General features: G+C 60.9%; 26 protein-coding genes. 10 read left to right on the top strand and 16 right to left on the bottom strand.

The genetic code is table 11. The features are described 5' to 3' along the window. Window positions 1-5 precede the first annotated feature (5 nt). Window positions 6-2,063: a methionine--tRNA ligase gene (gene metG, locus NAV32_RS00130; protein WP_256050673.1), complete on the bottom strand. Its 2,058-nt coding sequence runs from the start codon at window positions 2,061-2,063 to the stop codon at window positions 6-8. A gap of 180 nt (window positions 2,064-2,243) precedes the next feature. Between metG and apbC the strand changes: the two genes are divergently transcribed. Continuing rightward, complete coding sequence (apbC, locus tag NAV32_RS00125; RefSeq protein WP_256050671.1) at window positions 2,244-3,338, top strand: iron-sulfur cluster carrier protein ApbC; 1,095 nt, start codon at window positions 2,244-2,246, stop codon at window positions 3,336-3,338. Between the two features lie 148 nt (window positions 3,339-3,486). On the opposite strand, the gene NAV32_RS00120 is transcribed toward apbC, so the two are convergent. Beyond that, complete coding sequence (locus NAV32_RS00120) at window positions 3,487-3,696, bottom strand: cold-shock protein (protein WP_178078032.1); 210 nt, start codon at window positions 3,694-3,696, stop codon at window positions 3,487-3,489. Between the two features lie 313 nt (window positions 3,697-4,009). On the opposite strand from NAV32_RS00120, the gene dcd reads away from it, so the two are divergent. Continuing rightward, the gene (dcd, locus tag NAV32_RS00115; RefSeq protein WP_256050668.1) at window positions 4,010-4,576 is read left to right on the top strand and encodes a dCTP deaminase; all 567 of its coding nucleotides are present in this window, start codon (window positions 4,010-4,012) and stop codon (window positions 4,574-4,576) included. A 91-nt stretch (window positions 4,577-4,667) separates the two neighbouring features. Here dcd and NAV32_RS00110 read toward each other — a convergent pair whose 3' ends face one another. The 3 genes from NAV32_RS00110 to NAV32_RS00100 form a co-directional block, all read right to left on the bottom strand. After that, entirely contained in the window at window positions 4,668-5,351 is a 684-nt protein-coding gene (locus NAV32_RS00110; RefSeq protein WP_256050666.1) for an SDR family oxidoreductase, read from the bottom strand. A 262-nt stretch (window positions 5,352-5,613) separates the two neighbouring features. After that, complete coding sequence (locus NAV32_RS00105) at window positions 5,614-6,195, bottom strand: superoxide dismutase (protein ID WP_256050664.1); 582 nt, start codon at window positions 6,193-6,195, stop codon at window positions 5,614-5,616. Window positions 6,196-6,556: 361 nt separating this feature from the next. Further along, on the bottom strand, window positions 6,557-7,159 hold the full coding sequence (locus NAV32_RS00100) for a LysE/ArgO family amino acid transporter (protein ID WP_256050662.1): 603 nt from the start codon (window positions 7,157-7,159) through the stop codon (window positions 6,557-6,559). 96 nt (window positions 7,160-7,255) lie between these two features. Between NAV32_RS00100 and NAV32_RS00095 the strand changes: the two genes are divergently transcribed. Beyond that, window positions 7,256-8,143 (top strand): LysR family transcriptional regulator ArgP, encoded by an 888-nt coding sequence (locus NAV32_RS00095; protein WP_256050660.1) that lies wholly within the window; start codon window positions 7,256-7,258, stop codon window positions 8,141-8,143. 6 nt (window positions 8,144-8,149) lie between these two features. Here the strand turns inward: NAV32_RS00095 and NAV32_RS00090 are convergent, their stop codons facing one another. After that, window positions 8,150-8,428 (bottom strand): hypothetical protein, encoded by a 279-nt coding sequence (locus NAV32_RS00090; protein WP_256050658.1) that lies wholly within the window; start codon window positions 8,426-8,428, stop codon window positions 8,150-8,152. Between the two features lie 299 nt (window positions 8,429-8,727). Here NAV32_RS00090 and NAV32_RS00085 point away from each other — a divergent pair, with 299 nt between their 5' ends. Beyond that, window positions 8,728-9,627, top strand: a complete 900-nt coding sequence (locus tag NAV32_RS00085; protein ID WP_256050656.1) for an ATPase — start codon at window positions 8,728-8,730, stop codon at window positions 9,625-9,627. A 254-nt stretch (window positions 9,628-9,881) separates the two neighbouring features. After that, window positions 9,882-11,147: a GGDEF domain-containing protein gene (locus tag NAV32_RS00080; RefSeq protein ID WP_256050654.1), complete on the top strand. Its 1,266-nt coding sequence runs from the start codon at window positions 9,882-9,884 to the stop codon at window positions 11,145-11,147. A 205-nt stretch (window positions 11,148-11,352) separates the two neighbouring features. Here the strand turns inward: NAV32_RS00080 and NAV32_RS00075 are convergent, their stop codons facing one another. Together NAV32_RS00075 and hmpA are read right to left on the bottom strand one after the other, a co-directional pair. After that, complete coding sequence (locus tag NAV32_RS00075) at window positions 11,353-11,529, bottom strand: general stress protein (protein ID WP_272890066.1); 177 nt, start codon at window positions 11,527-11,529, stop codon at window positions 11,353-11,355. A gap of 256 nt (window positions 11,530-11,785) precedes the next feature. Next, window positions 11,786-12,964 carry an NO-inducible flavohemoprotein gene (gene hmpA, locus NAV32_RS00070; protein WP_256050650.1) on the bottom strand — a complete coding sequence of 393 codons (1,179 nt, stop codon included), beginning with the start codon at window positions 12,962-12,964 and terminating at the stop codon, window positions 11,786-11,788. A gap of 284 nt (window positions 12,965-13,248) precedes the next feature. Between hmpA and NAV32_RS00065 the strand changes: the two genes are divergently transcribed. After that, a complete protein-coding gene (locus NAV32_RS00065; protein ID WP_256050648.1) occupies window positions 13,249-13,473 on the top strand; it encodes a DUF2188 domain-containing protein in 225 nt (74 codons plus the stop codon). On the opposite strand, the gene NAV32_RS00060 is transcribed toward NAV32_RS00065, so the two are convergent. The 6 genes from NAV32_RS00060 to gcl form a co-directional block, all read right to left on the bottom strand. Continuing rightward, on the bottom strand, window positions 13,470-14,354 hold the full coding sequence (locus NAV32_RS00060; protein ID WP_256050646.1) for an urea transporter: 885 nt from the start codon (window positions 14,352-14,354) through the stop codon (window positions 13,470-13,472). The genes NAV32_RS00065 and NAV32_RS00060 overlap by 4 nt on opposite strands. A gap of 120 nt (window positions 14,355-14,474) precedes the next feature. Beyond that, window positions 14,475-15,890, bottom strand: coding sequence for a pyruvate kinase (gene pyk, locus NAV32_RS00055; protein WP_256050644.1), 1,416 nt, complete (start codon window positions 15,888-15,890; stop codon window positions 14,475-14,477). Between the two features lie 41 nt (window positions 15,891-15,931). Then, window positions 15,932-17,203 (bottom strand): glycerate kinase type-2 family protein, encoded by a 1,272-nt coding sequence (locus NAV32_RS00050; RefSeq protein ID WP_256050642.1) that lies wholly within the window; start codon window positions 17,201-17,203, stop codon window positions 15,932-15,934. Between the two features lie 334 nt (window positions 17,204-17,537). Then, on the bottom strand, window positions 17,538-18,428 hold the full coding sequence (locus NAV32_RS00045) for a 2-hydroxy-3-oxopropionate reductase (protein WP_256050640.1): 891 nt from the start codon (window positions 18,426-18,428) through the stop codon (window positions 17,538-17,540). A gap of 38 nt (window positions 18,429-18,466) precedes the next feature. After that, the gene (gene hyi / locus NAV32_RS00040; RefSeq protein WP_256050638.1) at window positions 18,467-19,249 is read right to left on the bottom strand and encodes a hydroxypyruvate isomerase; all 783 of its coding nucleotides are present in this window, start codon (window positions 19,247-19,249) and stop codon (window positions 18,467-18,469) included. Between the two features lie 181 nt (window positions 19,250-19,430). After that, a complete protein-coding gene (gcl, locus tag NAV32_RS00035) occupies window positions 19,431-21,212 on the bottom strand; it encodes a glyoxylate carboligase (protein ID WP_256050636.1) in 1,782 nt (593 codons plus the stop codon). Window positions 21,213-21,328: 116 nt separating this feature from the next. Here gcl and NAV32_RS00030 point away from each other — a divergent pair, with 116 nt between their 5' ends. Continuing rightward, window positions 21,329-22,237 carry a LysR substrate-binding domain-containing protein gene (locus tag NAV32_RS00030; protein ID WP_256050634.1) on the top strand — a complete coding sequence of 303 codons (909 nt, stop codon included), beginning with the start codon at window positions 21,329-21,331 and terminating at the stop codon, window positions 22,235-22,237. Window positions 22,238-22,243: 6 nt separating this feature from the next. Here the strand turns inward: NAV32_RS00030 and uraH are convergent, their stop codons facing one another. Then, window positions 22,244-22,654: a hydroxyisourate hydrolase gene (gene uraH, locus NAV32_RS00025; RefSeq protein WP_256050632.1), complete on the bottom strand. Its 411-nt coding sequence runs from the start codon at window positions 22,652-22,654 to the stop codon at window positions 22,244-22,246. A gap of 17 nt (window positions 22,655-22,671) precedes the next feature. Continuing rightward, window positions 22,672-23,166: a GlcG/HbpS family heme-binding protein gene (locus tag NAV32_RS00020; RefSeq protein ID WP_256050622.1), complete on the bottom strand. Its 495-nt coding sequence runs from the start codon at window positions 23,164-23,166 to the stop codon at window positions 22,672-22,674. A gap of 145 nt (window positions 23,167-23,311) precedes the next feature. Here NAV32_RS00020 and NAV32_RS00015 point away from each other — a divergent pair, with 145 nt between their 5' ends. From NAV32_RS00015 to NAV32_RS00005, 3 genes are all read left to right on the top strand, one after another. Next, the gene (locus NAV32_RS00015) at window positions 23,312-23,983 is read left to right on the top strand and encodes a heavy metal response regulator transcription factor (RefSeq protein ID WP_256050620.1); all 672 of its coding nucleotides are present in this window, start codon (window positions 23,312-23,314) and stop codon (window positions 23,981-23,983) included. Next, complete coding sequence (locus NAV32_RS00010; protein WP_256050618.1) at window positions 23,980-25,335, top strand: heavy metal sensor histidine kinase; 1,356 nt, start codon at window positions 23,980-23,982, stop codon at window positions 25,333-25,335. Before NAV32_RS00015 ends, NAV32_RS00010 begins: the two co-directional genes overlap by 4 nt. Window positions 25,336-25,448: 113 nt before the next feature. Next, window positions 25,449-25,901 carry a PA2169 family four-helix-bundle protein gene (locus NAV32_RS00005; RefSeq protein WP_256050616.1) on the top strand — a complete coding sequence of 151 codons (453 nt, stop codon included), beginning with the start codon at window positions 25,449-25,451 and terminating at the stop codon, window positions 25,899-25,901. Window positions 25,902-26,128 lie beyond the last annotated feature (227 nt).

The following is a 26,128-nucleotide window of genomic DNA, read 5'->3' as shown; positions in this document are numbered from 1 at the left end:
AGCCGTCACTTCACCCGTTGACCGGGCTTGGCGCCACTGTCCGGAGCGAGCAGGTAGATTTCCTCGCCACCAGGACCGGCTGCCAGCACCATGCCTTCGGACACGCCGAACTTCATCTTGCGCGCCGCGAGGTTGGCCACGTAAAGCGTCAGCCGCCCTTCCAGTTTGCTCGGGTCCGGGTAGGCGCTCTTGATGCCGGAGAAGACGTTGCGCTTGGCATCGCCGATATCCAGCGTCAGGCGCAGCAGCTTGTCTGCGCCCTCGACGAACTCGCACTTTTCGATCAGAGCGATGCGCAGATCGACGGCGGCAAACTGGTCGAAGGTGATTTCAGTGGCCAGCGGTTCCTTGGTCAGCTCCCCATTGCCTCCAGCCGGAGTTCCGGTGGGCTGGGCAGCGGCTTCGGTGGAGGCCAGGTCTTCCTTGGACGACTCGATCATCGCTTCGATCTTCGCCGGCTCGATCCGGGTCAGCAGCGGTGTGAAGGCGTTCAGCTGATGATTGGTCAGCAGAGTCTGTTGGTCATCCCACACCAGCGGCTCGACATTCAGGAAACGCTCGGCATCGGCGGCGAGGTTCGGCAGCACCGGCTTGAGAAAGATCACCAACTGGCGGAACAGGTTGATGCCGGTAGCGCAGATTGCCTGGACCTCGGCCTGCGCGCCTTCCTGCTTGTTCAGCGCCCAGGGCGCCTTGTCAGCGATCCAGGCGTTGGCGCGGTCGGCCAGGCCCATGATTTCGCGCATGGCGCGGGCGAAATCGCGGTTCTCATAAGCTTCGGCAATCGACGGGGCAGCGGTGCGGAAGGCGTCGGTCAGCTCCGGCGCGGCGTTGTCCGCAACCATTACTCCGGCGTTGCCCTTGTGAATGAAGCCGGCGCAACGGCTGGCGATGTTGACCACCTTGCCGACCAGGTCCGAATTGACCTTCTGCACGAAGTCTTCGAGGTTGAGGTCAAGGTCATCGACGCCACGACCGAGTTTGGCCGCGTAGTAATAGCGCAGGTATTCGGGGTTCAGGTGGTCGAGGTAAGTGCGCGCCTTGATGAAGGTGCCACGTGACTTGGACATTTTCTGGCCATTGACCGTCAGGTAGCCGTGCACATTGACTGCGGTCGGCTTGCGAAAACCGGCCCCTTCCAGCATTGCCGGCCAGAACAGGGTGTGGAAGTTGATGATGTCTTTGCCGATGAAGTGGTACAGCTCGGTACTGGAGTTCTTGTTCCAGAAGGTATCGAAGTTCAGTTCCGGGCGGCGTGCGCAGAGGTTCTTGAAGCTCGCCATGTAGCCGATCGGCGCGTCCAGCCATACATAGAAGTATTTGCCGGGCTCATCGGGGATCTCGAAGCCGAAGTAGGGCGCATCGCGGGAGATGTCCCACTCGTGCAGGCCGCCATCGAGCCATTCAGCGATCTTGTTCGCCACCGAATCCTGTAAGGCGCCGCTACGTGTCCACTCCTTGAGCATGGCCTCGAACTCGGGGAGTTTGAAGAAGAAGTGCTTGGAGTCGCGCAGCACCGGTGTGGCGCCGGAGATGGCCGAGCGTGGATCTTTCAGCTCGGTAGGCTCATAGGTCGCGCCGCATTTTTCGCAGTTATCGCCGTACTGGTCTTCCGCAGCGCACTTGGGGCAGGTGCCCTTGATGAAGCGATCAGCCAGGAACATGCCCTTGTCCGGGTCGAAATACTGGGTTACCGAGCGGGTGGCGATATGCCCGGCATCGCGCAGGCGAGTGTAGATCAGCTCCGACAGTTCGCGGTTTTCCTCGGAATGGGTCGAGTGGAAATTGTCGAAGTCCACAAGGAAGTCAGCGAAATCCTGGCTGTGCTCAGCCTGCACATTGGCGATCAGTTGCTCGGGCGTGATCCCTTCCTTCTCAGCGCGCAGCATGATGGCCGAGCCGTGTGCATCATCGGCGCAGACATAGATGCACTGGTTGCCGCGCAGTTTCTGGAAGCGCACCCACATGTCCGTCTGGATGTATTCCAGCATGTGGCCGAGGTGAATCGAACCATTGGCATACGGCAGGGCGCTGGTAACGAGAATCTGACGAGCTTCGGACATGGGAATGGCTGCACCGGCAAAACGAGAAGTCCGCAACTATAAAGGATGCGACCACATGCAGGCCACCGCTCGGGGCGGTTGTCCGAATGAGAGGCAGGGTGTCGCAAGGGTGGGCGCCGGCGTTATCGCTGCTGTTAATATGGCCGTCTGTTTTACTCGGTCTTTCTTGTGGGAGTTGTCATGTCCGTCACCCGTGAAGCTGTGGAAGCCATACTGCGTCAGTACACCGATCCGCATCTTAATCAGGATCCGGTCAGTGCGGGATGCGTGCGTTCTGTCGAAGTGCAGGGTGATCGCGTCAGTGTAAAGCTCGAACTAGGCTACGCTGCGGAGCTGTTTCGTAGCGGCTGGGCACAGATGCTGGCCATGGCCATTGAGCAGCTGGAGGGCGTGAGCCGCGCAGACGTGCAGGTCGATTGTGTGATCAAGCCGCACAAGGCGCAGGATCAGGTGCCGTCGCTGGCCAATGTGAAGAACATTATCGCCGTGGCGTCCGGCAAGGGCGGGGTGGGCAAGTCCACCACGGCGGCCAATCTGGCGCTGGCACTGGCGCGTGAAGGGGCGCGGGTCGGGGTGCTGGACGCCGATATCTACGGGCCGAGCCAGGGCATCATGTTCGGGATTCCCGAGGGGACCAAGCCGCAGATCCTCGATCAGAAATGGTTCGTGCCGCTGGAAGCGCATGGCGTGCAGCTGATGTCCATGGCGTTTCTCGCCGATGACAAGACACCCATGGTCTGGCGAGGCCCGATGGTCTCCGGAGCCCTGTTGCAGCTGATTACCCAGACCGCCTGGAAGGATCTCGACTACCTTGTGGTGGATATGCCGCCAGGAACCGGCGATATCCAGTTGACCCTGGCGCAGAAGGTGCCGGTCACCGGCTCGGTAATCGTCACCACGCCACAGGACCTGGCACTGCTGGATGCCAAGAAGGGTGTGGAGATGTTCCGCAAAGTGAATATCCCGGTGCTGGGCGTCGTCGAGAACATGGCCATCCATATTTGCTCGAACTGCGGTCATGCCGAACATCTGTTTGGTGAGGGTGGCGGTGAGAAGCTGGCAGGCGAGTACAACGTCGATCTGCTGGCGTCGCTGCCCTTGTCGATGGCCATTCGCAGCCAGGCTGATGCCGGAAAGCCGACAACCATTGCCGATCCGGACAGCCAGATCGCCATGATCTATCAGGAAGTGGCTCGTACCGTTGGTGCCCGCATCTCCCAGAGCGGGCAGATCATTGCCCAGTCGATGCCGAACATCGTGGTATCAGACGACTGATCGTGCGCGGGGCGGTTAACGCGAAGCTTCCGCCCCGCACCTCAACAGACATCTGCGCTGGGAGCGAAAGGCTGCATGGCTTTCATCCGCCAGATTGCAGGCACAAAAAAGCCCCGCCGAAGCGGGGCTTTTTCAGAGAAGACTCAGGTTAGATAACCTGAACTTCCTCAGCTTGCATGCCCTTCTGGCCGCGAGTAGCGACGAAGGAAACAGCTTGGCCTTCTTTCAGGCTCTTGAAGCCGTCACCCTGGATGGCACGGAAGTGAACGAAGAGGTCGTCACCGGATTGCGGAGTGATGAAGCCGAAGCCTTTTTCATCGTTGAACCACTTAACGGTACCGGTTTGGCGATTAGACATTTGATGTCTCCTTGAACTATGTAGATTGATGTGATCGGGCAAATACCCCGAACGGTGACTGTGTGCAAGGAGTTAAAGGAGTCGTAGCAATGATCGGATCGAAATCTAAACATGTAGCGATTCACGGTGACACATGCAGCAGCAGCCAATGAAAGATACCCTATTTGCGTCGCAATGCGAGCTTTATTTTCAGTTTCTTGAAAAAGACTTCGGAGCGTTCCGCGTGGTGTCGTGCAAGAGGCTTTGAACGCGGCTTGCGTGGTCGGTAAGATGCACGCCTTCTTATATAACTCCAACCAGTCAGGGTCTCGCCATGAGCATCAAATCGGACAAGTGGATTCGTCGCATGGCTCAGGAGCACGGCATGATCGAGCCCTTCGTCGAGCGTCAGGTACGCACCGAGGGCAGCGAACGGCTGATTTCCTACGGCGTCTCGAGCTATGGCTACGACGTGCGCTGCGCCGATGAATTCAAGGTATTCACCAATATCAATTCGGCGACGGTCGATCCGAAGAACTTCGACGAGAAGAGCTTCGTTGACGTCAAGAGCGACGTTTGCATCATCCCGCCGAACTCCTTCGCCCTGGCGCGCACGGTTGAGTACTTCCGTATTCCGCGCAACGTGCTGACCATCTGCCTGGGCAAGAGCACCTATGCTCGCTGCGGCATTATCGTCAACGTCACGCCGCTGGAGCCTGAATGGGAAGGCCACGTGACGCTGGAGTTCTCCAATACCACGACCCTGCCGGCGAAGATCTACGCCAACGAGGGGGTGGCGCAGATGCTGTTCCTCGAATCTGACGAGGAATGCGAAGTGTCTTACCGCGACCGGGGCGGTAAATATCAGGGCCAGCGCGGCGTGACATTGCCTAAGGCCTGATTTTCTCTGCGTTCTGATCGCTGTTGATGCGGGTGGCTGCCGGAGGGCACCACCCGCATCGTCGTTTCTGGACGCTGCTTTTAGGAGTGGATTACCAAGGTAGTGGTTGGCCCTGGTAATCGATAAAGCGATGTCCGCGCTGGCCGGCTGCGCTCGTTACCTGCTCGACAATCGAGCGGCAACTGGTTTCGACATCCAGGGGTGCCTGGTCGCCGCCCATCTCGGTTCTTACCCAGCCTGGATGCATGGAAAGCACTGTCATCCCGGCATCCTCGCCGAGTTCTGCGGCAAAGGTACGAGTCAGGTGATTGAGCGCTGCCTTGCTGGCGCCGTACAGCGACATGCCCATTCCCGGGCCGAGTTCAACGCTGCCCATGATCGAGCTCATGAAGGTGATCACGCCCTTGCGTGGTTCCATCAGTGGTAACAGACGCTCGGCCAGGCGGATCGGCGCCACGGCATTGGTCATGAAGAGTGCGCCGACGTCTTCTCTGCTTGCATCACTGGCCGAGGCGTCTCGTGAGCCGGAAATGCCGGCATTGATATAGAGCAGGTCCAGCTGGGTGTCGGTCAGGCGCTGAGCCAGCGCATCGACGCTTGCCGCATCGTCGATATCCAGTATTTCGAGACGAACATCAGCCAGAGCGGCGAGCGCCTCGGCGCGTTGTGGGTCGCGGACCGTGGCGATCACCTGCCAGCCTTCGCCGTGCAGTTGTTTGGCCAGCCCGAGGCCGAGGCCGCGGGAGGCGCCAATGACGAGTGCGGTTTTGGACATGGAAGTAGACTCCGTACGAGTACCAGAAACGAAAAATGCCCGACTCACAAGGAGGCGGGCATTCCGGTGCATGCGTCACGAGGGATGGCCAGCAGGCTGTTGAAAAACTACCTGCGTTGGCAATACGGCGTTAAAAACAGGCTCGGAATGCTCACTTAGGCCACTAAGCTCCGCTTCCTCGCCTGTTTTTGCCTTGTCTTGCCTGCCTCGGCTACATTTTTCAACGGCCTGCCAGGCCGACTCCCCGTGGCAGCATGGGGCTTCAGTCGGCGAAGTTCTTCGCGACGAAGTCCCAGTTGACGACGTTCCAGAACGCCTCGACGAACTTCGGACGGGCGTTGCGGTAGTCGATGTAGTAGGCGTGTTCCCAGACGTCGCAGGTCAGCAGCGGCTTGTCACCGGCGGTCATCGGGTTGCCGGCACCGATGGTGCTGGCCAGGCCGACGCTGCCGTCGGACTTCTTCACCAGCCAGGCCCAGCCGGAGCCGAAGGTGCCGATGGCGGTTTTGGTGAACTCTTCCTTGAACTTGTCGAAGTCGCCAAAGGCGGCGTTGATGGCATCAGCCAGGGCGCCGGTCGGCTGGCCACCGGCGTTCGGTGCCATGCAGTTCCAGAAGAAGGTGTGGTTCCAGACCTGAGCGGCGTTGTTGAAGATGCCACCGGAAGAGGTCTTGATGATGGTTTCCAGGTCCTTGCCTTCGAACTCGGTGCCTGGAACCAGGTTGTTCAGGTTGGTCACGTAAGCCTGATGGTGCTTGCCGTGGTGGTACTCGAACGTCTCGGCGGAAATGTGCGGTTCGAGGGCATTCTTTTCAAACGGAAGCGGCGGCAATTCGAAAGCCATGATGTATCTCCTGATCAGGTGTCGAGAATGCATGCGGCCAGATTGAGGGGCGACAGTCTGCGCTGATGCCAGCGCGCGGCGGAAAACGGCGAAACTGTAAGGCTGGCCGTCCGTCTGAATCTGTTCTTCCCCTTGCTGGCTCCATGCGTGGGTAATCTCTTGGCCGTTCACGGGCGGCCGTGTGGCGGGCTGAAGTATTCCACTGCATGCCCGCGAATCGAGGATCATAGCACCCGCCCTGCGGCAAAACCACGCGGCAACCGTGTGGGAAAGCAGGCGCCAGAGCCTGTAATTCATGCAATGCCCAGGGGGTTGCGGGTGTGAGCCCTCTGCGTGGACCACGAGAAAAGTCTGCTGTTCCTCAGGCAGTGAGGATCAGTTGTGTGGCAATGGCGAACATCATGCCTGCGACGCCAAGGTCGATCAGGCGCCAGGTAAGGGGGCGCGCCAGCCATGGAGCCAGCCAGGCACCTCCAAGCGCCAGTAGCAGGAACCACAGCGTCGATGCGCTGGCTGCGCCCAGGGTATAGGCGCCGGGTTCTGGCTGCTGGGCGCCGACCGAGCCGATCAGCAGGACCGTATCGAGATAGACATGCGGGTTGAGCAGCGTAACGGCCAGCGCCGCGAGCAGCACGCTGCGCAGCGAACGTGGGTTGCTTGGCGTATCTTCGCGCAGCGCCTGCGGTCTCGCAGCGCGACGCAGGGCGATGACGCCGTAGAAGGTCAGGAAGGCCACGCCACCCCAGCGGGTGATTGCCAGCAGCAGGGGATTGGCTGCCAGTACTGCCGCCAGGCCGAAAACGCCGACCGCCACCAATAGAATGTCGCACAGGATGCACAGCGCAGCGACCGGCAGGTGATGTTCGCGGCGCAGGCTCTGGGCGAGGACAAAGGCATTCTGCGCGCCGATGGCGATGATCAGGCCTGCCGTCACCAGCAATCCATTGAAATAACTCTGCCACATGGCCTGTACCCGTTTGTGCCAAAGGAAGGTTGGCAGTTTCGGCATCCGAAGCGTATAAGAAAAACGAAAGTTGATAATGATGCATAAGGAAAATCGATGCTTGATTACAAGTTGCTGGCGGCCTTGGCTGCGGTAGTCGAGCAGGCAGGGTTCGAGCGGGCTGCCCAAGCGCTGGGGTTATCGCAATCAGCCGTATCCCAGCGGATCAAACTGCTGGAGGCGCGGTTGGGCCAGCCAGTCCTGCTGCGTGCGGCGCCGCCGCAGCCGACCGAAGTTGGCCGACGGCTGCTCAATCATGTGCAGCAGGTGAGATTGCTGGAACGTGACCTTCAGGCACAGGTGCCGGAAATGGACGCCAATCGTTTGCCCGAGCGGCTGCGCATTGCGCTCAATGCGGACAGCCTTGCCACCTGGTGGGCGCCAGCGGTGGCGCCATTCTGTGCCGCGCACGGGGTGGTGCTCGACCATGTACTGGAAGATCAGGCAGTGGGTCTCAAGCGCATGCGTGTCGGTGAGGTGGCCGCCTGCGTGTGCGCCGTGGAGCGGCCCCTGGCGGGTGCGCGCAGCCAGTTTCTCGGTGCGATGCGTTATCGAGCCCTCGCCAGCCCGGCATTTATCGAGCGTCACCTGAGCGGCAATGTGCCGGTGGAGGCACTGCTGCACGTCCCGGCAATCGTCTTCGGTCCGGATGATCAGCTGCAGCATCGCTATCTGGCTGCGCTCGGCCTGAACGGAGCCTTCAGTCACCACCTCTGCCCTTCATCCGAAGGCTTTGTGCGTCTGCTGCACAGCGATCTTGGTTGGGGCCTGGTGCCCGAGTTGCAGGTGCGCGCCGAATTGGCAAGTGGGGCACTGGTGGATGTGTTTCATGGCCAGCCCATAGATGTGCCGCTTTATTGGCATCACTGGCGCAACGGAGGTGAGTTGCTTGCCGAACTTACCCGGCAACTTACCCGCGCTGCTCCTGAGTGGCTGGTTGTCTGAGGCGGCTCAGGACATGACCCGCTGGCCGCGATAGATGCGTATCGAGGCCTGACGAATTTCGCCGCTCGGCGAGATCGGCGTGCGGGGTACTGGTGGCGGTTGCTCACTGTAGGCAGCCAATTGCTTGCCAAGCTCCCGGGTCAGTTCGTCGGCGGAACATAGGCAGGCTGCCAGCATGGCCGAAATGGCGTCAGGCTGACTGAGGCGGATATCAAGATGCTGTTCTTCGCGAAGCCGGCGACGCAGGGTTCGCATGCAGTCAAGTACAGCCTTGTTGAACTCCATGTTGATCCGCTCCTCTGAGGCGTTGTTCAGGCCCGACATCCCTGTCGGTGATGCCATCCAGGCTGCCACGAGTGTCAAAGCAACAGGCGTACCAATCTGCGTACTGGACGATGCAAGCCCCGCCATGTCTCGCTTTGAGCGAAAACCGCGACGCAGTGACGGGGCGGCCTGGGGCAGGTCGCCGCACGAGCTTGGGTCGAATGCCGCGAACCTGCCTGATCATGGTGCGCTCTGAAGCGCTATCGCTTAAATCGTTATACTGCGCGCTGTCTTTTGCTACGCGCCCTCAAAGGTATCCCATGCGCAACGATGCCCACGACGAACTGGACCATGTCCCCAGCCTGACCGCCGACAGGGACAAGCCCTATCCGGAGCCGGAGTTCGAACCTCTGCACAAGCCAGCCGAGAGCGGTCTGGAACATGAACGAACACGCCAGAAACGCCGCAACGCCAGCGTCGCGCCGTTATGGATAATGGTTGTGCTGCTTTTCGGCGCGGTGCTGGCATTGAGCTGGTGGGGTAAGGGACAGCTCGAGCGGCTGGAGACGCAACTGGTGGCTACTCAGGAGAGTTTTGCGCGCATCAGTGAAGATGCGGCGGGCCGACTGCAGGATATTTCCGGAAAAATGGTGGCCACCGAGTCCAATGTCACCACCGAAGGCGAAGCGTTGAAGTTGCGCATCAAGCAGCTTGAGAAGCAGGCCATCGAGTTGCTGGAGCAGCAGCGCGCCATCACCACGCAGCAGCAAAGCCTGGTGGGCAGGCAGGGTAATCATGATCAGCGTCTGGAAGAGCAGGCCGGGCGTGTCGAGGCGGTGGCGGTCGAAATGCGCAAACAGCAGGCGGCGGTGGCCACGTTCACGCAGACTCTTGACGCGCTGAACAGCCAGCAAGCCAGCTTGAGTAGCGAACTTAAGGGCTTGAAAGGTTCGCTCGACGGTCTGGGCAAAGTGCCCGCTCGCATCGAGGGTATCAACAAGGAAATTGCCGCTCTGAAGCGCCAGAGCGATCCCGCTCAAGCCATCAGCCGGCTGGAGCAGGATGTGCTGGTTCTGCGTAGCGAACTGGATAATCGTCCCGCCACCGCGCCGGGCGTGCAAACCGCCGAGTTCGATTCGTTCCGGGCACAGATGACGCGCAGCTTCAACACGCTGCAAAGCCAGATCGCCAATTTGCAGGAGCAGATCGACCGTCGTTAACAGGCTATGAATTTATTGGTTACAAATCATCAGGACGAGCTGCTTCTGAAATATGGATGGCAGTCGTTAACACTGGCTTAGCCCTATTAAGGGTAGGGGGATTCGAGCCGTTTATCGGCTAATCCAGTGAATCAGATGATACGGATGGTTGCGCTCAGTCAATGAAATGAACTGGTGTCAGAATGCTACTATTCAGCGCGACTGACACAAGGCTGAAAAGTCCGCCAACCATCCCGCCCGGGTGACAATAAAAAATGCCGTCGTTGATTGATCTTCTTTTAAGTCGTTTGGCTACATTGCTGCCCAGTGAGCTCAAGCCCAACGAGCTCAAGCAGCTGTTGATTCCGCATCGCCACTCGATGCTGCTGACGCAGCGCCGCGCGACACTGATCGTCAATCGCGTCCGTCTGTTCGCCTTTCTCTTCGCTGTGCTGACACCGGTGTGGGGCATCATTGACCTCATGGTGTTCAGCTATCCGTTATGGCTGGGGCTGGCGGCATTTCGTCTGCTTGCCTGTGGGGCTTTTGCCTGCCTGCTGCTGTTCTATCGACCCAGCGGTAACCTCTTCGATGCCTACCGGGCGATTGCCATTCTGTTTGCGATCCCCACGGTGTTCTATATCGCGTCGCATACCCTGCTGGGCGGGTATCAGCTGACCCAGTTTTCTGCCGTGGTGGCTACGGGCTATGCATTTCTGCCTTTCGTGCTGATGGCTGGTCTGGCGATATTCCCGCTGACCCTGGTCGAAAATCTGGTGCTGGCCTTCATTCTTTTGCTGGCCCAGGCCCTGGCGGGCTATCTGAGCTGGTCGACCTTGAACTGGCCTTCGTTCGCTGGTGCCTTCTGGCTGCTGATCCTTATTGCCGGCGTTACGGCCCTGGCAAGTCTGAGCCAGTTAGCGTTCATGATTGCGCTGGTGCGCCAGGCCATTCGCGACCCGCTGACAGGGGTTTTCTCGCGTGGCAGCGGCCAGGAAATCATGCAGCTGCAGTGGGATACCGCGCGACGTCACGACAGCGGCCTGGCTGTGGCTTTCGTCGATCTCGATCACTTCAAGTCGATCAACGATACCTTCGGTCACGATGCCGGTGATCAGGTGCTGCGTGATTGCACCCGACATCTTCTGACCAACCTGCGCAGTACTGACAGTCTGGTGCGCTGGGGCGGCGAAGAGTTCGTGGTGATCATGCCTGACACCGATATTGAGCAGGCGCGCCTGGCGCTTGGTCGGATGGTTCAAAAAGGCTTCGGATTGCGCCCGGATGGTTTGCCGCTTACAGCCAGCATTGGTCTGGCAGAACGTTGTGCAGATAGACCCGAAAGCGGACAGCAGCTCCTTGAGCAGGCCGACAAACGCATGTACCAGGCCAAGGCGAGCGGTCGAAACCGGCTTTGTAGCGGAGCGATCAGTGAATCAGATCCAGGTGCGAAAAAGCACGAAAGAATAGAGGATTGCTCAGTGCTGGTTGGACTCAGTGAGATGCAGTTGGAACATTTTGAAAGTTTCAGACGAAATTGAAATGAGCTGTTAGTGGGTTCGACCATTCTTTTTGCGCATTGCCATTTAAGGTTTCGTAGGGCGTAAGGAGTTAGGGGCATGCCTGATAGTCAGCGTAAGAATGCAGAAGACTATTAAAGGTTTGGTCGTCACCTAGTATGTAGTTGAAAACCATGACAAATAAAAAGAGGGCAAGGAAATTTATCCTTGCCCTCTTTTTTTCGCTTCAGCTATTGCTGCTGCGACCACCGCCGTGGCTGTTTTGACCGCCCTTGCGACCGGCTTCGGAAGCCTTTTCGCGATCATTGGCGAAATTGCCGCCGCTGTTCTGCCCACCTTTCTTGCCTGCTTCGGAGGCTTTTTCGCGGTCGTTAGCAAAGTTGCCGGGATTCTTGTTGGTCATCTTCATTTCTCCTGAAAGGGAATAGAGAATCGTGCGGGCTGAATAACGTCATCAGCCTTCAGGGATTCAGAGTCGGGTGGGTGCAAGGAGTTTCCCTTTAAAGGCAGGTGGCAGACGAATGGTTTTCAATGAAAACAGTAAGACTATGGCGAAATGAAGGCGCAACGAAACGGTACTTCGTTATAAGTAGTGGTTGTTTGTTTAATGCATTTTGTTTGTATGGATGCGAGCCTGCTCAGCACAGGCTCGCGTCGATTTATTGCAGTGCCGAGGCCGGTCCAAAGAACTCGTGACGCAGCTGATGCTCTGGAACACCTAGACCCTGCAGCTGGCGCCGGATTGCCACCATAAAGGCTTTGGGGCCGAGGAAATAAGCATCCAGGTCCCTGTTGTCCGGCAGCCAGCTGTCCAGGCGTTCGGCTGTCATCAGACCCACGGCGTCCGGCTGGGCATGTTCACCTTCGTGCTCGTCGTAGCAGTAGAAACGCTTGAGCTGTACATGACGCTCGGCCAGCCCATCTACCAGCTCGCGGAATGCATGTGCGCCGGCATTGCGCGCGCAGTGGATGAAGTGCACCGGGCGTGAGGTCTGCAGTGCTTCTTCAAGCATGGCCAGAGTCGGGGTGATGCCGACGCCACCGCTGATGAGCACCAGCGGCTTGTCGCTTGGCTCCAGAATGAAATCACCGGCGGGTGCAAACAGCTCCAGGTTTTCGCCCTCGGGCATGGCATGCAGCGTATTGGACGCCAAGCCGCCATCCTCGCGCTTCACGCTGATGCGGTATTCGCAGCCATTGCTGGCGGCGGACAGGGAGTAGTTGCGGCGCACTTCCTCGCCACCAATATGCAGGCGCAGACCGATGTACTGGCCCGGCTTGTGGGCCAGCAGCGGGCCGCCGTCTTCGGGTTGCAGGTAGAAGGAGGTGATCTCGTCGCTCTCGACCACCTTGCGGGCGATGCGGAACGTTCGTGCGCCACGCCAGCCGCCCGGCGCATCTGCGGCACTGCTGTAGATCTGCTCTTCGGTGCCGATGAGAATATCGGCCAGTTGCTGATAGGCCATAGCCCAGGCGGCGATCACTTCGTCGGTGGCGATTTTGCTGCCGAGCACTTCGCGGATGGCGCGCAGCAGGCAGGAGCCGACAATCGGGTAATGCTCCGGCAGTACTTGCAGGGCGACATGCTTGTTGACGATTTTCGATACCAGCCCGCCAAGCTGCTCCAGCTGGTCAATATGCTTGGCGTACATCAGCACGCCATTGGCCAGCGCGCGTGGCTGGTCGCCACTGGCTTGGTGGGCCTGGTTGAAAAGCGGGCGAACCTCAGGATGTTCGGCCAGCATCAGGCGATAGAAGTGAGTTGTCAGGGCTTCGCCACCGCTTTCCAGCAGGGGTACGGTGGCTTTGATCAGGGCACGTTGTTCAGCGCAAAGCATGGATCACTCCGTTCGTTATAGGGCCGTCTCTGGTGTGGCTCGCAGCAGGCGAGCCTGCGGACAGGCTGCTCCATTCCCTTCAATAATCGTTCCAGCCTGTAATTGACTGAAATCAAGGGCGTGGAAAGTTGTCAGGTAAATAGGACCCTGACTTTCAGGGTCCTAATAACCTTTTGGGGTGATATTTACCGTCACTGTTGCGTCCGTTTATAACAGGATGCAGCGAGCTGCGGAGCTGTCGGTCACTCCAGGACCTACTCTTGATTCGGCATTGGAGGGCAATTATGGGGAACTACCAGATCACACACGAAGTTGATCGCTGGGTATTGCGTGAGCAGGGCGATAGGCGCGCCCTGATCGAGACCCTGACCAGGGAGGAAATCCTCAACGAGACCCGGGATTACATGAAGCTGCGCACTGCCTCGGTGATGATTCACAACGAGAAGGGAGAGGTCGAGGAAGAGCGTTGCTATCCGCACGATCAGGATCCCCGTGCCACTCAGGGTTAGGCGTGTTCAGTTCTGCTGGATCGCCAGCGCGCACCCAGCGCTACCAGCCAGCAGGCCATGATGAAAGGCATGGTCAGTGGCGGCAGGCCCAGCTGGTCGAATACCAACCTGAGCAGCGCTGCAGCGATGATCGCCAACAGAGGGGCCGCCAGCGAGCGCTGCACCTGGCTGACGGCCAGTGCAGCGAGTGCCGGGTTGTAGCCGGCCAATCCGGCCAGTACCTGCTGTTCCGGAGCGCCTATTGTCATGCTTATGACCATTCCGACGACCGAGCCGCACAGCATCCAGACAGCGGCCCTGCGGTCAGCCAGCCCTACGGCCAACAGTACTATCAGCCCAGTCAGTGGTTGGCCGAGGAATATTATTTGCCCGATACCGGATGCGACTGCCAGGAGCAGCCCCGGAGCATCCGGCGTCAGCGGTGCATCCAGCCGTGCCTGTGTGATCAGGTCGAGCGCCCCGGCCAGCATCAAAGCGAGCCAGCCGAAGAGGACGAAGGGCAAGGTAAAGCCTGGCAGCCAGTTGCGTTCGCGCATGGCGGTCAGCAGATGCACCTGCAGCAGATTGGCCATCAGCGAGCTGAGGGCGATCAGCCCAAGCGTGAGCGCCGACAGCTCCAGCAGCAGCACCAGCAGCAAGCCCAGCAAAATCCCATTGTAGCCGTACAGCCCGATGTCGATATCGGGGGTGCGATAACCCAGCGCGACAGCGCTGAAGGTGCCAACCAGCGCGCCAACCGTGGCCCCAATCAGCAGAGCGGGGTCATGCAGGGCAATGGCAAGCAGGACGAGCAGCCCACAGCCAGGGTGTGCCTGCAGGAATACCTGGCTGAAGCCGTTCAGAACGGCAAGGGTATGACGTGATGGCTCAAGAGTGGGCATGTACGGCTGTAGCAAGAGGTGGAGTGGCTGCGTTTCAGAACGCGAGATGGGTCGGGTAAACGAGGAACGGCGAGCCGAAGCTCGCCGTCATGGATGCTCGCCGGAGCGCCCGATGGGGTCTCAGTTCAGCGTTTCGATGCGTAGCGAATTGGTGCTTCCCGGCTGGCCCAGCGGTACGCCGGCGGTCACTATGACGGTGTCGCCAGTGCCGGCCATTCCCTGCGCGCGGGCCAGCTCCAGCGCGTTGGCGCAGACCTGCTCCATGTCGCGCATCGGTGCATCGAGTACCGAGTAGACGCCCCAGGCCACCGTCAGCTTGCGTGCCGTGGCGATGCTCGGCGTCAGGCTGAGAATCGGCGTGCTCGGTCGCTCGCGGGAAGCACGCAGGCTGGAACGTCCGGATTCGGTGTAGTTGACCAGTACGGCCACCGGCAAGATCCCGCTGATCCGGCGGATCGCGCAGCTGATCGCATCGGACAGGGTCGCCTCGGCGCTCGGACGGTTCACGTCGAGCTGGGCCTGAAAATCCGGGCCGCTTTCGACCTGGCGGATGATCTTGCTCATCATGCTCACCGCTTCGAGCGGGTAGTCACCCGATGCGGTTTCCGCCGAAAGCATCACCGCGTCCGCACCTTCGGCCACGGCGTTGGCCACGTCGGTGACTTCGGCGCGGGTCGGGGCAGGGGAGAAACGCATGGATTCGAGCATCTGTGTCGCCACTACCACAGGACGCCCCAGCTGACGGCAGGTGCGGACGATGTTCTTTTGAATGCGCGGTACGTTTTCCGCTGGCACCTCAACGCCCAGGTCACCGCGAGCGACCATGATCGCGTCGCACAAACGGGCAATTTCGCGCAAATGCTGCACGGCGGAAGGTTTCTCGATCTTGGCCATCAGGAAGGCGCGGTCGCCGATCAGCTCGCGTGCTTCGTGGATGTCCTGCGGGCGCTGCACGAATGACAGCGCTACCCAGTCCACGCCCAGCTCCAGGCCGAAGCTCAGGTCGCGGCGGTCCTTCTCGGTCAGCGGACTCAGTTCCAGTACGGCCTCGGGCACGTTGACGCCTTTGCGGTCGGACAATTCGCCGCCAGCCACTACGCGCGTTTCGATGGCGTCGGCCTGCTTGTCGATCACTGTCAGGTGCAGGCGTCCGTCATCCACCAGCAGGCTCATGCCCGGTTGCAGTGCGTCGATGATTTCCGGGTGCGGCAGGTTGACCCGCGTACTGTCACCCGGTGTCGGGTCCAGATCCAGGCGCAGGGTCTGTCCGCGCACCAGCTGCACCTTGCCTTCGGCGAAACGCCCAACGCGCAGCTTCGGCCCCTGCAGATCCATGAGGATGCCGATGGGCTGGTTGAGCTGGCGCTCGACTTCGCGAATCCAGGCAAAGCGCTCGGCGTGATCGGCGTGCTCGCCGTGGCTGAAGTTGAGGCGAAACAGGTTCACCCCGGCCTCCACCAGCGCGCGCACGTCGTCGATGCTGCGGGTGGCGGGTCCCAGAGTGGCGAGAATCTTGACCTTCTTGTCGGGTGTCATGGCAGCCTCTGTTGGCAAATTATCGGTCGTTAGGTCGTGTGTCAGGCAGTTGGCGGCACTATCAGAATCGCGCGGAAGTCGTTGACGTTGGTGCGTGTCGGGCCGGTCATCAGCAGCGCATCGAGCGCCTGGAAATAGCCGTAGCCATTGTTGTTGGCCAGTTCGTCGGCGGCGCTCAGGCCCAGTGATTCGGCGCGGGCGTAGCTGTCCGGGGTCATCAGCGCGCCGGCATTGTCTTCCGAACCGTCAATGCCGTCGGTGTCTCCGGCCAGGGCATAGACGCCGGGCAGGCCCTTGAGATTTTCGGTCAGGCTCAGCAGGAATTCGGCGTTGCGCCCACCGCGACCATTGCCGCGCACCGTCACCGTGGTTTCGCCGCCGGAAATGAGCACGCAGGGCGCCGGTAATGGCTGGCCATGCAGCGCCACCTGACGGGTGATGCCGGCAAGCACCTTGGCCACTTCCCGCGCTTCGCCTTCCAGATCGCCGAGGATCAGCGCCGGTATGCCGGCGGCGCGGGCCTTGACTGCCGCCGCTTCCAGCGACTGCTGGGGCTTGGCAATCAGTTGGAAATGGCTGCGTGACAGGCAGGGATCGTCCGCCTTCACGGTTTCCGAGCGCGGGTCTTCCAACCACTGGCGTACGTTGGTCGGGATATCGATGTTGTAGCGAGCGAGAATTTCCAGGGCCTGGGCGCTGGTGGTAGGGTCCGCTACGGTCGGGCCGGAGGCGATCACCGTCGCTTCATCGCCGGGCACGTCCGAGATGGCATAGGTGTAGACGCTGGCAGGCCAGCAGGCCTTGGCCAGACGACCGCCCTTGATCGCGGAGAGGTGTTTGCGTACGCAGTTCATCTCGCCGATGTGGGCACCGGAGCGCAGCAACGCCTTGTTGATCGCCTGCTTGTCGGCGAGGCTGATGCCTTCGGCGGGCAAGGCCAGCAGCGAGGAGCCGCCGCCGGACAAGAGAAAGATCACCCGGTCGCTTTCGTCGAGGTTGCTCACCATTTCCAGTACGCGGCGGGCGACACGCTCGCCGGCATCGTCCGGCACCGGGTGCGCAGCTTCCACCACTTCGATCTTGCGGCAGTCGGCACCGTGACCGTAGCGCGTGACCACCAGCCCGGAAATCTCGCCTTCCCATGCTGCTTCGATGGCCTCGGCCATGGCTGCCGCTGCCTTGCCCGCACCAATGACGATGGCACGGCCACTGCGGTCAGCGGGTAGATGATCGACCAGCACCTGGCGCGGATGGGCGGCATCGATGGCGGCGGTGAACAGTTCGCGCAACAGGGATTCGGGGTCGCGGATCATGTGAGGCTCCTTGTATGAGGAATGGCGCCGATTCCAGACCTTAATTCTCGCTGGCGCAAGCGCTAAGGTCTGGAATCGACCTGCCCGGCAATCGGGCCGTGACTCCTTCTGCCGGACGGGTCGAAAGGGGCGCCGCCCGAAGACGGCGGTTGAACCGCCAGATATGCAGAACCCAAGTCGTGGGGGACGTGATGATTCCAGTTCTGCCTGTCTCGCGGTCAACCCTTTGAGCGTTGCTGGCGCCTGGCGTTGCGGTGAGCCACCACCCGATCTGTCTGTCTGTCCCGTGAAGGTGGCTACCGCAGGCTAGGTTCAGCCAGCTGGCTCGAAGCTTTTACTTCTTGCGGATCGAGAAGTTGGACATGTGTTCCAGACCCTTGATCAGTGCCGAATGGTCCCAGCCGCTGCCGCCAATCGACGCGCAGGTGCTGAACACCTGCTGCGCATTGGCGGTGTTGGGCAGGTTCAGGCCCAGCTCGCGGGCACCGGTCAGGGCCAGGTTGAGGTCCTTCTGGTGCAGGTTGATGCGGAAGCCCGGATCGAAGGTGCCCTTGATCATGCGCTCACCGTGCACTTCGAGGATCTTCGAACCGGCAAAGCCGCCCATCAACGCTTCACGCACCTTGGCTGGATCGGCGCCGTTCTTCGCGGCGAACAGCAGGGCTTCGGCCACTGCCTGAATGTTCAGTGCGACGATGATCTGGTTGGCGACCTTGGCGGTCTGGCCGTCACCATTGCCGCCGACGCGGGTGATGTTCTTGCCCATTACCTCGAACAACGGCAGGGCGCGGGCGAAGCTCTCTTCGCTGCCGCCGACCATGATCGACAGGCTGCCGGCCTTGGCGCCGACTTCACCGCCGGAAACCGGGGCATCGAGGTACTGCGCGCCAGTGGCGTTGATCTTCTCGGCGAACTGCTTGGTGGCGGAAGGCGAGATCGAGCTCATGTCGATCACGATCTTGTTCGCGCCGACGCCTTCAGCGATGCCGTTCTCGCGGAACAGCACGTCTTCGACCTGAGGGGTATCCGGCACCATGACGATGATGAATTCGGCTTCCTGAGCCACGTCCTTGGGCGTAGCCAGGGCGACTGCGCCGGCCTCTACCAGTACGGCCGGCGCCTTGTCGTGGTGCTCGGACAGGAAGATGTCGTGACCGGCTTTCTGCAGGTTCTGAGCCATGGGCAGGCCCATGATGCCGGTGCCAATAAATCCGATTTTAGCCATGTTCTTTTCTCCTCTTAATTCGTCTGGTTCGCGTCGGTTCAGATCGCGTTATGCGCCTTCATCCAGCCAAGGCCGGCTTCGGTAGTGGTGGCTGGCTTGTATTCGCAGCCGATCCAGCCCTGATAGCCGATGTGGTCCAGGTGCTCGAGCAGGAAACGGTAGTTGATCTCGCCGGTGCCCGGCTCGTTGCGGCCTGGGTTGTCGGCCAGCTGTATGTGGTTGATCACCGCCAGGTTGTTTTCCATGGTGCGGGCCAGGTCACCTTCCATGATCTGCATGTGATAGATGTCGTATTGCAGATACAGGTTGGTGCTGCCGACCTTGTCGCGAATCTCCAGCGCTTGCGAGGTGTTGTTGAGGAAGAAACGCGGGATGTCGCGGGTGTTGATCATTTCCATCACCAGGCGGATGCCGGCCTCTTCGAGCTTCTTCGCCGCGTAGCGCAGGTTCTCGATAAGGGTCATCTCCAGCTTGCCAATGTCAGCGCCCTTGGGGGCGATGCCGGCCAGGCAGTTGACCTGGGTATTGCCCAGCACCTTGGCGTATTCGATGGCCTTGTCGACCCCGGCACGGAATTCCTCGACGCGCTCCGGATCGCAGGCGATGCCACGGTCGCCACCGGCCCAGTCACCGGCCGGCAGATTGAACAGCACCTGGGTCAGGTTGTTGGCGTCCAGCTGGGCTTTGATCTCTTCGGCGGAGAAGTCGTAGGGGAACAGGTACTCGACACCGCTGAAGCCGGCCTTGGCTGCGGCGGCGAAACGGTCCATGAAGTCCAGCTCGGTGAAGAGCATGGAGAGGTTGGCGGCAAAACGTGGCATGGGTTACTCCTTGTGATCTGTAGGGATCATTTCGGTGGATGTGCTGCGCGACATCCACCCTGCGGGTGCTGCGGTGCTGCGGTGCTGCGGTGTAGCGTTGCGGTGGATATGCTTCGCGATATCCACCCTACGTAGGGTGGAAGACCGCGAAGCGTCTTCCACGCGTTTGGTTACGGTTGCCTCAATCCAGCAGCGCGACCGCCGTCGGTGCATCTTCCCGGCCTTCGGCCAGCGCTTCGAACTCGTTGATGGCGTCGATCTCGGTGCCCATGGCGATGTTGGTCACACGCTCCAGGATCACTTCGATTACCACCGGCACCTGATGCTCGGCCATCCAGGCCTGGGCCTGTTCGATGGCCGGGCGCAGGTCTTCCTGCTTGAACACGCGGATCGCCTTGCAGCCCAGGCCTTCGACGACCGCGACGTGGTCGACGCCGTAACCTTCCATGCCGCTCTGGTCGGCATTGATGTTCTCGAAGCCCAGCTGCACGCAGTAATCCATCTCGAAACCGCGCTGCGACTGCCGAATCAGGCCCAGGTAGGCGTTGTTCACCAGGATGTGGATGTAGGGCAGCTTGAACTGCGCACCCACCGCCAGCTCCTCGATCATGAACTGGAAATCGTAGTCGCCCGAAAGCGCCACGACTTTGCGGGTCGGGTCCGCCGCGACCACGCCCAGCGCTGCCGGAATGGTCCAGCCGAGCGGGCCGGCCTGGCCGCAGTTGATCCAGTGGCGCGGCTTGTACACGTGCAGGAACTGCGCGGCAGCGATCTGCGACAGACCGATGGTGCTGACGTAGCAGGCATCGCGACCGAAGGCATTGTTCATGCACTGGTACACGCGCTGCGGCTTCATCGGCACGCTGTCGAAGTGGGTCTTGCGCAGCATCGTGCGCTTGCGCTCCTGGCAGTCGGCGGCCCAGGCGTTGCGATCCGGCAGTTTGCCGGCGGCCTTGCGTTCCCTGGCGACTTCGACGAACAGCTTCAGCGCGGCGCCGGCGTCGGAGGTGATGCCGAAGTCCGGCGAGAACACCCGGCCAATCTGGGTCGGCTCGATATCCACGTGTACGAATTTGCGGTCCTTGGTATAGACCTCGACCGAGCCGGTGTGACGGTTGGCCCAGCGGTTGCCGATGCCGAGCACGAAGTCCGAAGCCAGCATGTTGGCGTTGCCGTAGCGATGGCTGGTCTGCAAGCCGCACATGCCGGCCATCAGCGGATGGTCATCGGGAATCGAACCCCAGCCCATCAGCGTCGGGATCACCGGCACGCCGACGGTCTCGGCAAATTCCACCAGCAGCGCTTCTGCGCCGGCGTTATAGATACCGCCACCGGCGACGATCAGTGGGCGTTCGGCAGCGCAGAGCATGTCGATGGCTTTCTCGATCTGCTTACGGCTGGCCGTGGGCTTGTAGACGGAGAGCGGCTCGTAGGTTTCTACATCGAATTCGATCTCGGCCATCTGCACGTCGAACGGCAGGTCGATCAATACCGGGCCGGGACGACCGGAGCGCATCACGTGGAAGGCCTGCTGGAACACGCGCGGCACCAGTGCCGGCTCGCGCACGGTGACGGCCCACTTGGTGACCGGCTTGGCGATGGATTCGATATCCACGGCCTGGAAGTCTTCCTTGTACAGCCGTGCACGCGGCGCCTGGCCGGTGATGCAAAGAATCGGGATGGAGTCGGCCCAGGCCGAGTAGAGGCCGGTGATCATGTCGGTGCCGGCGGGGCCGGAGGTGCCGATACACACGCCGATGTTGCCGGCCTTGGTGCGGGTGTAACCCTCGGCCATGTGCGAGGCACCTTCGACGTGGCGGGCGAGGATGTGGCGGATGCCGCCGTCTTCACGCAGCGCGGAATACAGTGGGTTGATCGCGGCACCGGGGATGCCGAAGGCGGTGTCGATGCCTTCCTTGCGCAATACCGCGACGGCAGCATCGATTGCTCTCATTCGGGCCATGGATCATTCCTCCTACATTTAACTCGATAGTTTTTATACGTGGCCCAAGCATGCAGGGCTGGAACAAAAGGTGGAATTGGCCGAAACTTCAGTTCTGTCGATATCAGGAGTATCGAATGGGCCGTTATACAGCCGTACACAGCTTCGTACTGGTTGCCGAAGCCGGCAGCTTCGCGGCTGCCGCATTGAAGGAAGGCGTAACACCGGTCGTGATGGGGCGCCGGCTCGATGCGCTGGAGCGTCATCTGGGCGTCAAGCTGATGCACCGCTCTACGCGGGGCTTGGCGCTGACCGACCTGGGCGAGCAGTACCTGGAGCGTGCGCGCGGGTTGCTCAAGGATTTCGACGAGGCAGACGCCAGCATCAGCCAGGACCGCACTTCGGTGCGCGGGCATCTGGTCATCTCGGCACCCGCAGCATTCGGTCGCCGGCATATCGGCCCGCACGCGCCTGCCTTCCAGGCGCGCTTCCCCGATCTGCAGCTGTCGTTCAACTTCACCGACAGCGTGGTTGATCTGGTGCGCCACGGTTATGACATGGGTATCCGCATCGGCGAGGTGACCGACCCCAACTATGTGGCGGTCAAACTGTTTCCCAATCGCCGGGTCGTGTGCGGTGCGCCGGATTACTTTGAGCGTCAGGGCGTGCCCCGCGTGCTGGAAGATCTGACGCGGCACAATTGCCTCGCCTTCAACCTGCAGGGCGGCCAACAGCGCGGCTGGACGTTTCTGCGCGATGGCAAGCAGGTGGCGGTGCGGGTGGCGGGCAACCTCGACTGCAACGATGGCGAGTTGCTATTCGACTGGGTCAAGCAGGGGCTGGGGATCGGCTGGCGCTCGACCTGGGAAATCCAGGCCGAGCTCAAGCGCGGCGAGCTGGTGACGGTGCTGGATGAGTTTGCGCTGCCGGCCTACGACATTCAGGCGGTCTATCCGCAGCAGCGCTATCTGCCGGCCAAGGTGCGCTTCTTTATCGACTACCTGAAAGCGGTCTACAACGCACCCGGTTATTGGGAGGTGCGCTGAGGTGGCTTAGTTGCCGCGGTAGGTCGAAAAGCCGTAGGGGCTGAGCAACAGCGGGATGTGGTAGTGCTCCACTTCGCCGTCAGCCTGGAAGATTACCGGCACTTCAGGGAAGAAGGTTTCGCCCTGATTGGCGGCAAACCAGTCACCGGTCTTGAAGGTGACGCGATAAACACCCGCCTCCAGGTCCTTGCCCTTCGGATACAGCGCGGTGATGCGGCCCTGCTCGTTGGTCACGCCTTCATTCAGCGCGGTCCATTGGTTGCCGTTCTGCTTCTCCAGGGTGACCTGGACATCCGGCGACGGCAGGCCGTTTTCCAGATTCAGCACATGCACGCTCAACGGGTTGCCGGCGGCCAGGGTCAGGCCGGAGAGGGCGCTCAGCAGCACGCCTGCGCTCAGGTTGCGTAAAGTTTTCATGGGTTTCTCCGTGGGTTTCAGTGGGTTGTAGGAAGCAGTTGTTCAATAGCTGCGATGGCGCAGGCTTCGTCGGTCTGCGCGCCGCCGGCGCCGGCCACGCCGATTGCACCGATGACCTCATCACCCAGCTTCAGCGGCACGCCGCCGCCGAGCAGCAGCAGTTCCGGCAGGGTGTTGAGGTTGGCCGCTTCGGGGTTGCCCCGTGCGTTCTCGGAAAACTGGCGGGTCGCGGTCTTGCTCGACAGTGCGGTGTAGGCCTTGCGCTGCGCGGCGAGGGTGTTGTGCGGGCCGACGTTATCGTCGCGCTGCAGCGCAACCAGATTGCCGCCACGATCGACCACTGCGGCCACTGCGGTGCGGCCTTCGGCATGGCAGGCTGCGAGTGTTGCATCCAGCAGCGCGTTGGCCAGTTGCAGCGAGACGTTCTGCTGGCTGATGGGCTGCGGCGTGGTTGCCATGACCTGGCTGCTGATAAGTGCCAGGCCGATCAGCGAGAAGGGGACAATGCGCATTATTTTTCCTCAAGGGGCTCTGTGGAGCAGGTGGCGCCATCCTGCGGGTGCGGCCCCGTCAAACCCATTGCTTGCGCATTACGTGTTTGTAATGGAATAAACGCGGTGACAGGCCATAGGCTATGCACCTGACCGGGGGAAGCCGATGCGCATACTGGTGGTGGAAGATGAATTCAAAACGGCGGATTACCTGCGCAAGGGGCTCAGCGAGTCGGGCTATCTGGTGGAAGTCGCACTCAATGGGCTCGATGGCCAGCACCTGATCCAGGAAAGCGAGTTCGACCTGATCATCCTCGACGTCATGCTGCCGGGCATCGACGGTTGGCAGTTGCTGCAGATCGTGCGGCGCAAAACGCAGACGCCGGTGTTGTTCCTGACCGCCCGTGATGCCGTGGAAGACCGGGTCAAGGGGCTCGAACTGGGTGCTGACGACTATCTGGTCAAGCCGTTCTCCTATGCCGAGCTGCTGGCGCGGGTGCGCACCCTGCTACGGCGCGGCCCGCCGCGTGAGGTCGAGCATTTCAAGGTCGCCGACCTGGAACTGGACCTGTTGCGCCGTCGCGTTACCCGGCGGGGCGAGCGTCTGACCCTCACCAACAAGGAGTTCGCCCTGTTGCACCTGCTGCTCAGTCGCGAGGGGGAGGTGCTGTCGCGTGCGCAGATCGCTTCCCAGGTCTGGCAGATGAACTTCGACAGCGACACCAACGTCGTCGATGTCGCCATTCGCCGTTTGCGCGCAAAGGTGGACGACCCCTACCAGCCCAAGCTGATCCACACCGTGCGTGGCATGGGTTACCTGCTGGAAGTGCCGGAATGAGCCTCTTGCCGCGTTCGTTGAGCCTGCGGCTGGCGCTGATGTTTGCGCTGGTCGTCACCCTGTTGCTGGGCGCCCTCGGCTTTTACCTGTATCACTCGCTTGAGCGCGAAATCGCCTGGCGTGACGACCAGGCACTGCTCGGACGACTGGAACGCATGCGCGCGCTGCTTGATGACAGCGCCAGCATCGATGCGCTGCGTGAGCGGCCACAGCTGTACGCCAATATGCTCGGCAATCGTGACAACCTCCTGTGGGTGCTGGGGGCAAACGGACAGCCGCTGATCGAGATCAACCCGGTTCAGCTGGCGATCCCCCGGTTGCCGGCTGGCGAACAACCACAACTCGATGATCTTGCCGATCAAGCGCGTCTTGCCTGGGTGAGTATCGAGGGCACGCGGGAGGGCCTGACCCTGATCGCTGGCAAGCTGCTGAGCGAGCGCGAGCAGATGCTGGGCGCCTACCGCCTGAAACTCTGGCTGGCGCTGGGCGCCGGTGCGCTGCTGGCGTTTCTGCTGGGCTGGCTGGTGAGCCAGCGCGGTCTGAGGCCGGTGCGTCAGTTAACCCGGCGTGCGCTGGCCATCGACGTCCAGCATCTGCATCTGCGTATCGACGAAGCTGCCGAGCTGAGTGAGCTGCAGGCGTTGAGCGATGCACTGAACCAGATGCTGGAACGCCTGGAAGCCGGTTTTGCCCAGTTGTCGCGTTTCTCCGAAGACCTTGCCCATGAAATGCGGACTCCGCTTGGCAATTTAATGGGGCAGACCCAGCAGACCTTGCGTCGGGTTCGTTCACTGGAGGACTACCAGAGCCTGCTGGCCTCCAATCAGGAGGAATACGAACGGTTGGCGCGGATGATCAATAACATGCTCTTTCTCGCCCGGAACGAGCAGGCGGGCGCAGCGGTCAAGCTGCAAACGATTGACCTGGCCGAGGCAGTGGAGCAACTCGGTGACTATTTCGAGGGGCTTGCCGAAGAGCGCGACATGCGGCTGCAGAACAACGCCAGCGGCAACGTGCAGGCCGATCCCGATCTGCTGCGCCGGGCGCTGGCCAACCTGATTGCCAATGCCCTGCGCTATGGCGAGGCGGGTACAGCGGTCAGTGTCAGCAGTGAATGCATCGGTAACCGGGTCATGGTTTGCGTGACCAATCAGGGCGAAGCAATAGCGGTCGAACACTTGCCCCGGCTGTTCGACCGCTTCTATCGCTGCGATCCTTCACGCGCGCAGCCGGGTGATTCCGGTGGGCTGGGGCTGGCTATCGTGCGTTCGATCATGCAGCTGCATGGTGGCGAAGTCCGGGTCGAAAGCGATGCCGCCGGCACCCGTTTTATCCTGGCGTTTCCTCTCTAGGCAGACGCCCCATCGGGCAGGTCGCCTGAACCTTTGCCGAAGCGGCGTAGTCGACTTATCAGGTTGGCCGTGTTCATCCGGCCTTTTCATCAAGCCCTGAGAGGACTCCATTCATGGATACCCAAGACACGATTTCCGTACTCAACGATCTCATCGAAACCAGCAAGGACGGTGAGAAAGGTTTTCGCGAATGTGCCGAAGATCTCAAGAACCCGCAGCTGAAAACCACCATGGTCCAGCGCGCACAAGACTGCGCGACCGCGGCGGCTGAACTGCAGCAACTGGTGCGCTCGCTGGGCGGCGACCCGGAAACCAGCGGCAGCATGGCTGGCGATCTGCATCGGCGCTGGGTCGATCTGAAATCGATGATTACCGGAAAGGATGACGAAGCCATCCTCAACGAGTGCGAGCGCGGTGAGGACGTTGCACTGAAGAGCTACCGCAAGGCGCTCGACAAGGACCTGCCAGCGGAGATCCGCGTGGTGATCCAGCGCCAGTTCCAGGGTGTGCAGCGCAATCACGATCAGGTCAAGGCGCTGCGTGACGCCGAGCGCGCACGCAGCTGATCGGTTTTTGCAGGCTGAACGAAAACGCCAGCGTGATGCTGGCGTTTTTCGTTACTGAGCGCCGGACTGGCAGATGTTCTGCAGTTGGGATGGTCGAAGCCTTTCACGCACTCGGTTTGGCTCGATAGGGGCGCGTGGAAGATGCTTCGCAGTCTTCCACCCTACGCCGGGTCCTGCCTCGGTGTTTACGGCTGCGTATTGAGGTGCACGGCGGAAGTGCCGATTTC

This window comes from Stutzerimonas stutzeri (assembly GCF_024448695.1).
Classification (GTDB): Bacteria; Pseudomonadota; Gammaproteobacteria; order Pseudomonadales; family Pseudomonadaceae; genus Stutzerimonas; species Stutzerimonas stutzeri_T.
This window is presented reverse-complemented; position numbering and strand designations above follow the sequence as displayed.

Bases quoted from the DNA above. Each gene is read 5' to 3' on its own strand.
- NAV32_RS00095 (WP_256050660.1), top strand. From the start codon at position 7,256: ATGCTTGATTACAAGTTGCTGGCGGCCTTGGCTGCGGTAGTCGAGCAG.
- NAV32_RS00085 (WP_256050656.1), top strand. From the start codon at position 8,728: ATGCGCAACGATGCCCACGACGAACTGGACCATGTCCCCAGCCTGACC.
- NAV32_RS00100 (WP_256050662.1), bottom strand. From the start codon at position 7,159: ATGTGGCAGAGTTATTTCAATGGATTGCTGGTGACGGCAGGCCTGATC.
- hyi (WP_256050638.1), bottom strand. From the start codon at position 19,249: ATGCCACGTTTTGCCGCCAACCTCTCCATGCTCTTCACCGAGCTGGAC.
- NAV32_RS00110 (WP_256050666.1), bottom strand. From the start codon at position 5,351: ATGTCCAAAACCGCACTCGTCATTGGCGCCTCCCGCGGCCTCGGCCTC.
- NAV32_RS00120 (WP_178078032.1), bottom strand. From the start codon at position 3,696: ATGTCTAATCGCCAAACCGGTACCGTTAAGTGGTTCAACGATGAAAAA.
- NAV32_RS00075 (WP_272890066.1), bottom strand. From the start codon at position 11,529: ATGACCAACAAGAATCCCGGCAACTTTGCTAACGACCGCGAAAAAGCC.
- dcd (WP_256050668.1), top strand. From the start codon at position 4,010: ATGAGCATCAAATCGGACAAGTGGATTCGTCGCATGGCTCAGGAGCAC.
- metG (WP_256050673.1), bottom strand. From the start codon at position 2,063: ATGTCCGAAGCTCGTCAGATTCTCGTTACCAGCGCCCTGCCGTATGCC.
- NAV32_RS00015 (WP_256050620.1), top strand. From the start codon at position 23,312: ATGCGCATACTGGTGGTGGAAGATGAATTCAAAACGGCGGATTACCTG.
- gcl (WP_256050636.1), bottom strand. From the start codon at position 21,212: ATGGCCCGAATGAGAGCAATCGATGCTGCCGTCGCGGTATTGCGCAAG.
- uraH (WP_256050632.1), bottom strand. From the start codon at position 22,654: ATGAAAACTTTACGCAACCTGAGCGCAGGCGTGCTGCTGAGCGCCCTC.
- hmpA (WP_256050650.1), bottom strand. From the start codon at position 12,964: ATGCTTTGCGCTGAACAACGTGCCCTGATCAAAGCCACCGTACCCCTG.
- NAV32_RS00045 (WP_256050640.1), bottom strand. From the start codon at position 18,428: ATGGCTAAAATCGGATTTATTGGCACCGGCATCATGGGCCTGCCCATG.
- NAV32_RS00010 (WP_256050618.1), top strand. From the start codon at position 23,980: ATGAGCCTCTTGCCGCGTTCGTTGAGCCTGCGGCTGGCGCTGATGTTT.
- NAV32_RS00065 (WP_256050648.1), top strand. From the start codon at position 13,249: ATGGGGAACTACCAGATCACACACGAAGTTGATCGCTGGGTATTGCGT.
- NAV32_RS00080 (WP_256050654.1), top strand. From the start codon at position 9,882: ATGCCGTCGTTGATTGATCTTCTTTTAAGTCGTTTGGCTACATTGCTG.
- pyk (WP_256050644.1), bottom strand. From the start codon at position 15,890: ATGACACCCGACAAGAAGGTCAAGATTCTCGCCACTCTGGGACCCGCC.
- NAV32_RS00050 (WP_256050642.1), bottom strand. From the start codon at position 17,203: ATGATCCGCGACCCCGAATCCCTGTTGCGCGAACTGTTCACCGCCGCC.
- NAV32_RS00090 (WP_256050658.1), bottom strand. From the start codon at position 8,428: ATGGAGTTCAACAAGGCTGTACTTGACTGCATGCGAACCCTGCGTCGC.
- NAV32_RS00020 (WP_256050622.1), bottom strand. From the start codon at position 23,166: ATGCGCATTGTCCCCTTCTCGCTGATCGGCCTGGCACTTATCAGCAGC.
- NAV32_RS00030 (WP_256050634.1), top strand. From the start codon at position 21,329: ATGGGCCGTTATACAGCCGTACACAGCTTCGTACTGGTTGCCGAAGCC.
- NAV32_RS00060 (WP_256050646.1), bottom strand. From the start codon at position 14,354: ATGCCCACTCTTGAGCCATCACGTCATACCCTTGCCGTTCTGAACGGC.
- NAV32_RS00105 (WP_256050664.1), bottom strand. From the start codon at position 6,195: ATGGCTTTCGAATTGCCGCCGCTTCCGTTTGAAAAGAATGCCCTCGAA.
- NAV32_RS00005 (WP_256050616.1), top strand. From the start codon at position 25,449: ATGGATACCCAAGACACGATTTCCGTACTCAACGATCTCATCGAAACC.
- apbC (WP_256050671.1), top strand. From the start codon at position 2,244: ATGTCCGTCACCCGTGAAGCTGTGGAAGCCATACTGCGTCAGTACACC.